Here is a 9188-nt window from a genome sequence, read left to right on the forward strand (position 1 = left end):
AAAGGAAGTTACACAAAATTATTTACAGGCTCAAACACTGCTTAAAGCTTTTTTATAGTTCTTATGGCTTTAGTTATTATCGCATATTTACTATAGATGTGATAAGTGAAAATTTCAGAAAGCGATCCCTTAACAACAAATAAATTAAAAAATAGGGGAGCAATGTGATATTGGACTCCTTTTTTAATAGACTTAGTTTAAGGTGGAGGCATTTTAAGCTGTATAGAGTGTCGCTTTATGTTCCTTCGTGAGAAGAAAAGCAAGTCAACATGAGCATGGAGAGGTACAAGAGCGCTGCGGCTTGGTATGGTTTAAAGGGTTCTATATCACCAACACCACGATGGACGCTTAAGAGCTGTTAGCGCATTACGGTCAATGATAGGACATAGAGAAAGCCTCCTTTGCTCTCTAGCGAGTTGAAGATAGCCTCACGTTTTTGCGTTGGGTTATTTTTATGAGGTAATAGAGCAGTAGTCCAATGAATAGGGAAACGAGGCCCCACAAAGCGATGATAGGGCGAGCGGCCACACTATAACTCACGATCCATAGATTAGCGCCAATAAATAAGATGGGCGTAATGGGGTAGCCCCAGGTACGATAGCCTCTGGAAGGCGGTCCAATGCGTTGGCGTAAGACGATTAACGCGATGACGGTAAGCATTGCTGAGAGTGAAAGTAAAAAGCCCGTATAAATTAGCAAAGACTCAAAGCTGCCGCTTAAAATCATTACGATAGTAATAAGCGCTTGTATATAAATGGCGGTTTTAGGCGGCTGTTTATCCTCTAACTTATCTTCGACACGTATTGGAATGAGGCCATCGACAGCCATCGCGTAGTACACCCGCGACCCCACGAGAACCATAGCGCTAACGGCGGATAATAGACAAATTGCGACGATGATCCCAAAAGCCTTAGCAACTTGTGGGCCAAAGAGCGCATGTGCTGCTAGTGCTGCTACATCAATCGCCCCTTTTATACTTTCGATTGGTATCACAGCAAAGAAGCTTAAGTTCAGCAATAAATAAATGATGCTAACAATGATGGTGCCTACTAAGATGCTGAGGGGAAGATTACGTTGAGGATTTTTGATCTCTGAGCCTAAATAGCAGCTCGCATTCCACCCACTATAAGCGAATGAGACATAAATGAGCGCCACCGCAAAGGAGAGCTTATTTAAATGACCTTCCTCATAATGAATGGCGCTTTGTAATAAAGAGCTGGCTTTTGGCCAATTAAGCACAAAGGGTGCGGTTATTAAGAGGATGATAAAGCTCAACTTAACGATGGTTAATATGCTTTGTATATTCAGTCCCCACCTAACATTACGGCTATGCACATAGCTGAAAAAAAGCACCGTAGCGATAGCAATTAAGGTAATAGGGCTGATGGTGATGAGGTCATACTGGTTTATTTGCCAGCGCCAACCAATCGCTAAGGCATCTTGCCCTAAGAGATAGACGCCTACAGCAATCGCAGTGGCAGCAATGGGCGCAGAGAATCCGACAATCAACGAAATCCAGCCACCCATAAAGCCAATAAGATCGCCAAAGGCTTCTCGTAAATAGGCATATTCACCGCCCGCTTTAGGCATCATAACGCCCAGTTCACCATAGCAAAGAGCGCCACTTAACGCAAAAAGCGCGCCTATCGCCCAAGCGATAAAGAGCGCCTTACTATGATTAAGCTCCGCTAAAAGTAAACCGGAGGTGGTGAAAATACCCGTACCGATCATATTGGCAATCACCAATAAAATGGCAGCACCCAAGCCAATTTGAGCAGTTAGCTTAGGTGCTTGTTGGGGGTCACTCATTGAAGAAAGTCACCAACGTAGATAAGGTGTTCAAAGGGTAGTTTTTCACCCTCATCAGTATCCTTTAATAAGGTGCCTAGAGTCGTTTTGATGACCTGCTGCTGTTCTGCTGAACCAGCGTGATTAACAATCGCGATGGGTGTCTCATCGGGATAATGTGTTTTTAGCTGAGCAACAACTTCGGGTAGGTTCATTTTCATTGTGAAAAATACCAAGCTACTTTTACTCGCAGCTAATGTCGCTAGCGAATCACTCCCCTGATAGTTTTCATCCGCATTCATTGCTGCTGTGAGTATTACTGAATGACTGCTTTTGCCACTGGTAATGCTCGTGGCGAGGGCAGCATTTGCAGCATTAAAGCTGGAGATCCCGGGAATGACCTGCGGTGATAGATCGCGAAACTCATCTAAATACCCGCTTTGCGGTCCATACACAAGTGGGTCACCATAATCAATGATGGCGACATTTTTGCCATTGGCGATGGCCTCGCGGATAATTTGACGGTTTTTGTCCTCAAAAGCCTTAAGCTCTGAGGCTGACATTGGTTGTTTCATCGATGTAAATAGGCCATGCCCAGCCTCATGGAGTTCCTTGTCCGCCAGTAAATCAGGGTATTTATCCATCACTACCTGCATGCCGAATACAATATCGGCCGCTTCTAAGGTGCGTAGTGCCTTTACGGTGATGTTGTCAGCATCACCAATGCCCATACTGATTAAACTTAGCTGTCCGTTGCTGGCAGCAGCGGTCGGTATGGCTAAGCATAGGATAAGCAGGGAGCTTAGCCTTTTAAACAGTGTGGTTGCTTGTTTACGGTAATTGCTCATAACTCTACGTCCTTATGAATTAATACTGATAGCGAAGGGTGAAGCGAAAATCACGACCGGGCTCCATTAGAACAGAGTCTCTAAAAGCAATAGAGGTGTGGCTGCTATAACGCTTATCAGTTAGGTTGTGGACGGCAAAGTTAAGGCTAAGCCCAGGTACTGCCTTCGGCTCCCATTGTGCTTGAATATCATGCAGTGCATAGCCAGGGCGTTCGATGGAACTACCTGGAACATCTTTGTTGCGACGTACAGCATTTAAATGATATGCAAGGCTAATCTCCTCATTTACTTGCCAACGATGGCTCCAAGTGAGGCGATCGCCCAAGGCTGCACCTTTGCGGCGTACTACCCCTAAGGGTTTGCCATCAGCTGTCACGTCCGCTTTGGTTAAGGCAAGCGTGGTTTGATATTGTGGAATACTCCACGATAGGCGGATATCCCAACCTTTTGTTCTTAAGGTACCCGGCATATTGCGGATAAAGGCAGGATATGTCATACCACCACCGACCCACTCAATCATATTATCGATATGGGTATTAAAATAACTTGCTCTCGCACTAAGTGCATCATATTGAGTAAATACGCCAGATTTTTTGAAGCTTAAACCAAACTCGGTTGATTTGGACTTTTCTGCTTTTAAGGGCTGGCCATTATTGAAGTTCGTCTTATCATCGACCCGCGTTAAAAAGCCCATGGGTATGCTGCCACTCCCACGGACGGCGCGAGCATGGCTAGCGTCAACACTAAAGCCATAAGCTAATTCAAGTTCAGCACTGATATTAGGTGAGAAGTGACTATCGCTCATATGGTAGGGACCGTAGTCAGTGCTATAACGGTCAAAGCGAAGGCCAGCGCCTACACGAAGTCGTTTGAACTGTAATTCATTTTGAATAAAGAGACCGAGGTTTTTACTATCGGTTGTTTTCTTTTTGGTTCCAAGAAAGCGTGGTCCCATTAGACCATTGGTTTCTCCTTCTTCATAATGATAGTCTGCGCCAACGGTGAGTTGATTATAAAGATCACCATATTCTGCTTTGAAGGTGTTTTTTGCGCTACCGCCATAGGCATTGGTCTTAGCTGAGCGGTTAGCTTGATAATCGGTGAGTTTATTGCGATTAGCATAGAGATTGAGTTTCCAGTCCAACCAGGCAATGTCATCACGGTTAAAACGGTGTTCAAGCGTATAGGTGTTGCGTTGTATCCGTTGACGTGAAGGAATTGAATTTTCGGGCGGTTAGCCCATATCGCTACCTATCGATCCAAATAGATAAAGCCCTGTATTTTGGCTGCGTGAGGCACCGATTCTTAAGCTATGACCGTATTGCTCAATAAGACTGAGTTTAAGCATATAGTCTCTATCTTGACCTGCTGAGTTAGGGGTTCGTTGACCACCCCCTTCGCGGTAGTCTTCACGATTAACAGCGCCAATATGGGCTAATAGACCAATACGATCAGCCACTAAGCCGTACAAAGTAAGCCCACCTTGCTTGGCTTTATCAGCGGTGGCGTAGCCCGTTTTTGCGATAAAACCGGCTTTGCGATCGCCTTTTAATAAGTCTTGAGCATCCACTGTTTCAAAGCGCACACTACCACCTAAGGCACCCGGTCCCGCATCAGCTCTAGGGCCTGGTTGAATGGTGACTCGTTTTAATAATTGAGGATCGATGCTACCAATATTACCTCGGTGTTGATGTAAGCTGCGACCTTGTGTAGCACCATCAATAGTGACATTTAAGTTGCCTGAATCAATACCTCTTAAGTAGAAGCGTTGTGCGTTTCGGGCGCCACCGCCCACACTAATGGAGGGTTCATTAGATAAGACGTCAGCAATACTGTTTGCTTGTTTTAGCTGTATATCATCACGACTAATCGTTTTTTGTGTGGCAGGTTCCGTAGTGGTCACAACAACATTAGGAAGCTGGAATACTTCGGCAGACTCAGCGGTATTAGTTTGGGCCTGAGCAAAGGCACTAATACTCCCTAGGCCGCCCATTAAGCATAGCGATAATAAAGAAGGTTTTGTTGACATGGAATTAATTTAGTAAAAACACTTATAGACAAAAAGAATATAATTATTACCCAAAGTAATAATCGATAATAATTATCATTTAGATTGAGGTGAGTGTCAAGTTATTTAATCATTTAAAACTTATATAAATATGCTTGCTAACGTGTGGGGGCTGAGGGCGTGTATACAGCCCTCGGTTTTTTATGTTAGCGCTAATAACTCACTGATTTTTTTTACAAATTACCTATTGAAAGGGCAAGTGAAGGAGAGTATATTAATAATGAGAATCATTCTTAATATTAACAAAGAGGAGTTAGATATGAAGTTAATTGGCAATGCGTTACTAGCTAGTGCGACCGCCTTATTATTTGCTTCAGCGGCAAATGCACAAGAGTATCCAGTAGGTGAGCCTGTGCTAAAAGATGGTATGGAAATCGTGGGTGTTTATTTACAGCCCATCACGATGGATAATGAGGGCGTAGAGCCGGAGCACCAGCATCGTCCTGCTAAGGACTCCGATATTCACTTAGAGGCTGATATTCATGCGCTGGATGGTAACCCTAACGGCTTTGCTGAAGGTGATTGGATTCCTAATCTGAACATCACTTATAACATCAAAAAGGTTGATGGTGGCAGTAACTTCAATCATGACGGTCATTTTATGATGATGGTCGCAAGTGATGGTCCACACTATGGGGATAACGTCAAATTAGACGGTCACGGCAAGTACAAAGTGACGTTTAATATTTCTCCTCCTAACCCAAATCAAATGGGTCGCCACATTGATAAGGAGACCGGTGTTGGTCCGTGGTTCCGGCCTTTTGATGTGTCTTGGGAGTTTGATTACAGCGGTACCGGACGTAAGGGTAGTTACTAAGCACTGCGCCCGGAGGGCGTAGTCTCAGTGTTTAAGCTCACAGGAAGCCGCTAGCGGTCGGTCTGTGAGCTTTTTCTTTTTTTGAATAGGTAGTCCAATGAGAAAAATAGTATTTCTTTTAATGGCATTAATCACGTCCTTTTTCTTAAGCGCTTCGCCCGTCATGGCTAAGGGTAAAGAAAAGCACACGGTGCAGTTGCAAATGAAGGACGGTGATTTGATTCCGATGGTGTTAGAGGCGCCAGCCAATACCATTATCCGTATTGAGGTGACAAATATTGGTACCGGTCCAGCAGAGTTTGAGAGTCTGCAATTGCGCAAGGAAAAGGTTTTGGCGCCGGGGGTGACCTCGGTAGTGGTGATTGCTCCTAAAAAGCCTGGTGAATATGACTTTTTTGATGACTTTCATCTAGATAAACCTAAGGGCAAGTTAATCGTTAAGTAAATTATTAAAGGGAGTGTCACCATGGGTCAAGTTGCGTTTGTCGTATGGCGAGAATGTTTTGAGGCCTTGCTGGTCATCGGTATTATTTATGCATGGATGGCTAAGCAGGAGGATCGCAGTTGTATGCGTTACTTGTGGGGCGGGGTACTGCTCGGCATACTGGTGGCAGTGATTTTAGCATTGGTGATTTATGGGGTGTTTAGTGCCTTAGAAGGGGCGCCACAAACGATCTTTATGATCATTATGCAAATCATCGCATGCGTTTTAATTGTGCAAATGGTTTACTGGATGCACAAAAACGCTCGCCATATGAAATCGGCGATAGAGAGTGAGATGGTCAAAAGCCGCGAGAGCTATGCTTGGTGGGGCGCCTTGTTTGTGATTTTAGTGGCCATTGCACGCGAGGGTTCAGAGATTGTGGTTTTCTTATCGGCGCAGATCATGGCACTTAATGCGCAAAATAGTCTGGCTTTTATTACCGAGGTGGCGATTGGCTTACTCGCATCATTAGCTACTTTTTACTTATTTATTTTGACGAGTCGCGTGGTGTCATGGAAGAAGTTCTTTAATGTGACCGGCTTTTTGCTCTTATTTTTAGGTCTGTCACTGCTGATGCGCGCGGTTGAGGATGTTGTTAATTTGCTGGTGGAGAGTGATTATATTGAATTGCTACCAGCATGGACTTATAGCGAGTTATGGGATAGCTCTGCGCTATTAAGTACCTCAAGTGTTGTGGGTAATTTAGCGGGTTCCTTTTTTGCTTACCGTGACCAGCCGACCTTACTCAATGTGATTGTCTTTGTGGTGTTTTGGGCGCTGGTTGTGTTTATTTTTAAACGGCCTAATCATCATGAGATACAACGAGTTGAAGTGGCTTAATCGTCCAGCTAAAGCGGCGAGTCTAACATTGTTAGTCGCCGCTTTGCTGGTGCAGGTGATGCCAGCGCACGCGATACGCGCCCCAGTGCTGAATACGGGGGATGCTACCGCGGCCAAAGGTGATATTCCTACCCCTCAGAAGTTTATACCAGCCATTGAGGCGTATATGCAGTATATGGCATCTGCGATTGAGGAGTCGATTGCGGAATTAACGATGATCGTTGAGTTGGCGGAGAGCGCTGCGTTGGCTGAGGCGAAGCCACATTACATTAGGGCGCATCAAGCTTATGAGCGGATTCGTCCGGCATTACAGTCTTTTGGTTTTATTGATGATGTGGTCAATACGCGGGCAGATTATTATCTGGATCGCGAGGCGAATCCAAATTTCAAAGGCTATCATCGTGTCGAATATGATATTTTCGTGCTTGCTGATGAGGAAAAGACGATCCGATATACGCAGGATTTGCTGTATCAATTACGGGATGTAAATAAGCGCATTGCTATTGAAACGCTGGAGATTGCTAAGTTAGTGCAATCGGCCGCCGATTTTATGGAAATGATTTTGGAAAAGAAGTTGCTCGGCATCGAAAATCAATATGCGGGCTCCGATTTGGCGGATATACAAGCTAATATTGATGGCTCGCGGCAGGTGGTGAGCTTATTAGCGCCCTTTATTGATGAGCCGGTGATGGCTAATATCACTGCTGTTTTTGAGCGCATTCAACACATTATGGATAACTATCGTGAGGGCGAGGGCTTTAAACAGTTTAATCAGCTAAATGCAGCTGATAAGGCGCGTCTCTATTCCCTCGTTACGGAGCAGGCTCAGCAGCTGGCTGAGCTACGCGCTTTATTGGATATTGAAGTGTATTTTAAGTATAAGTCGGAGTAGATTATGTCAACCCATCGCAAGCGCCGTCATTTTTCCTCTTCACGTCGTCATGTATTACGCCGATTTGGGCAGTTGGGGGTGGGGATGAGTGCCTTGGGGGCGGCAGCAACGCATAGCGCCTTTGCCAAGGACGCAACACGAACTGCCGATAACACGAGCTGTATGCCAAATTACGCTCGCTATATTGATGCGCATGGGCCGCATCAGCAGGGCGTGATTACACCAGATCACAAGGAAGCGATAGTTATTACTTTTAATCTAACCATTGATACAGTCGAGGAGCTGGATGAGCTGTTTAGGGTGCTTTCACGCCGTATTAGTTATTTAACAGCACCTCAACAGATTCCGGTGGATGAGGATGATCGCTTGCCACCGGCAGAGTCTGGGATCTTAGGCGGTAAATTAGAGCCTGATTTGTTAACGGTTACCGTGGCGGTCGGTCACACGTTATTTGACGATCGCTTTGGTCTTAAGGACCGTAAGCCTAAGCATTTGATGGAGATGGCTCGCTTTCCTAATGATCGTTTAGAGGCTAGCTGGGTGGGCGGTGATTTACTACTGCAGTTTTGTGCCAATAGTCGTGAGAGTGTGATTTATGCGTTACGCGATATCGTGCGACATACCGAGCGCTATATGTCACCAGTATGGAAGATTGACGGCTTCCTACCAGCCCGTGATATTGACCGTGGGCAGACGGCGATTAATTTATTTGGTTTCAAGGACGGTACGGGTAATGCCGACAGCAAGGACGCTGCTTTGATGGATGATTTAGTCTGGGTTACGCCTAAACAAGAGGAGCCGAGTTGGTGCGAGGGCGGATCATATATGGCGGTGCGACTAATTCGTTTTAATTTGCAGTTTTGGGATCGCACGCCGTTGGAGGATCAGGAAAACGACTTTGGCAGGGATAAGCGTAGTGGCGCGCCGATTGGTATGAAGGGTGAGTTTGACGATCCAGAGCTACTAAAAGACCCGCATGGAGACCGCATTTTGTATGATTCACATATGCGTCGGGCCGAGCCGCGCGATCCCGAGCGCCATGTCTCTAAGATGAGACGTCGCAGTTTTAGTTACTCGCTAGGGGTGCATGCCTCTGGGCTTTTGGATATGGGGTTGATCTTCATAGCATTTCAGAATGACTTGTATCGAGGCTTTATTCATACTCAAACAAGGCTTAACGGTGAGCCCTTGGAGCGCTATATTAAGCCCTTTGGGGGTGGTTATTATTTTGTTTTGCCGGGGATGGAAGGCGGTGATAACTATCTAGGCCAAGGCTTGATGAAGGGCTAGTGTGAGTCAAGGTATCTCTGCAGTGAGCGATTGAGAGCGTTGTTTGTGCCCGTCTCGTTACGTGGTGTCAACAGGCAAATCCTTAAAAGCCCTAATGTAAAGTCAGGGCTTGCCGCAGGGTCAAGGTAAGAGGGTGTAAGGTATTTTGTGTAACTTGATTT

General features: G+C 45.5%; 9 protein-coding genes. 5 read left to right on the forward strand and 4 right to left on the reverse strand.

Annotation, left to right across the window (positions count from 1 at the left end; genetic code table 11):
• Nucleotides 1-408: 408 nt before the first annotated feature.
• The 4 genes from HMPREF3179_RS08005 to HMPREF3179_RS08020 are packed head-to-tail and all read right to left on the reverse strand — an operon-like array spanning nucleotide 409 to nucleotide 4665.
• Nucleotides 409-1809, reverse strand: a complete 1401-nt coding sequence (locus tag HMPREF3179_RS08005) for an APC family permease (RefSeq protein WP_070470561.1) — start codon at nucleotides 1807-1809, stop codon at nucleotides 409-411.
• Entirely contained in the window at nucleotides 1806-2636 is an 831-nt protein-coding gene (locus HMPREF3179_RS08010) for an SAM-dependent methyltransferase (protein WP_018027409.1), read from the reverse strand. The genes HMPREF3179_RS08005 and HMPREF3179_RS08010 overlap by 4 nt, the downstream gene beginning before the upstream one ends.
• Nucleotides 2637-2655: 19 nt before the next feature.
• Nucleotides 2656-3855 (reverse strand): TonB-dependent receptor domain-containing protein, encoded by a 1200-nt coding sequence (locus HMPREF3179_RS08015; RefSeq protein WP_081606615.1) that lies wholly within the window; start codon nucleotides 3853-3855, stop codon nucleotides 2656-2658.
• A gap of 15 nt (nucleotides 3856-3870) precedes the next feature.
• Nucleotides 3871-4665: a TonB-dependent receptor plug domain-containing protein gene (locus tag HMPREF3179_RS08020; protein ID WP_048767602.1), complete on the reverse strand. Its 795-nt coding sequence runs from the start codon at nucleotides 4663-4665 to the stop codon at nucleotides 3871-3873.
• Nucleotides 4666-4963: 298 nt separating this feature from the next.
• Here HMPREF3179_RS08020 and HMPREF3179_RS08025 point away from each other — a divergent pair, with 298 nt between their 5' ends.
• The 5 genes from HMPREF3179_RS08025 (at nucleotide 4964) to efeB (ending at nucleotide 9027) form a co-directional block, all read left to right on the forward strand.
• Nucleotides 4964-5521 (forward strand): iron transporter, encoded by a 558-nt coding sequence (locus tag HMPREF3179_RS08025; RefSeq protein WP_018027412.1) that lies wholly within the window; start codon nucleotides 4964-4966, stop codon nucleotides 5519-5521.
• Nucleotides 5522-5642: 121 nt separating this feature from the next.
• On the forward strand, nucleotides 5643-5966 hold the full coding sequence (locus HMPREF3179_RS08030; RefSeq protein ID WP_048767603.1) for a cupredoxin domain-containing protein: 324 nt from the start codon (nucleotides 5643-5645) through the stop codon (nucleotides 5964-5966).
• 21 nt (nucleotides 5967-5987) lie between these two features.
• Nucleotides 5988-6845: an FTR1 family iron permease gene (locus HMPREF3179_RS08035; RefSeq protein WP_018027415.1), complete on the forward strand. Its 858-nt coding sequence runs from the start codon at nucleotides 5988-5990 to the stop codon at nucleotides 6843-6845.
• The gene (locus HMPREF3179_RS08040) at nucleotides 6817-7737 is read left to right on the forward strand and encodes an EfeM/EfeO family lipoprotein (RefSeq protein WP_070470563.1); all 921 of its coding nucleotides are present in this window, start codon (nucleotides 6817-6819) and stop codon (nucleotides 7735-7737) included. The genes HMPREF3179_RS08035 and HMPREF3179_RS08040 overlap by 29 nt, the downstream gene beginning before the upstream one ends.
• Before the next feature lie 3 nt (nucleotides 7738-7740).
• Nucleotides 7741-9027, forward strand: coding sequence for an iron uptake transporter deferrochelatase/peroxidase subunit (gene efeB, locus HMPREF3179_RS08045; protein ID WP_018027417.1), 1287 nt, complete (start codon nucleotides 7741-7743; stop codon nucleotides 9025-9027).
• Nucleotides 9028-9188 lie beyond the last annotated feature (161 nt).

This window comes from Oligella sp. HMSC09E12, from assembly GCF_001808505.1.
Lineage (GTDB): Bacteria > Pseudomonadota > Gammaproteobacteria > Burkholderiales > Burkholderiaceae_B > Oligella > Oligella urethralis.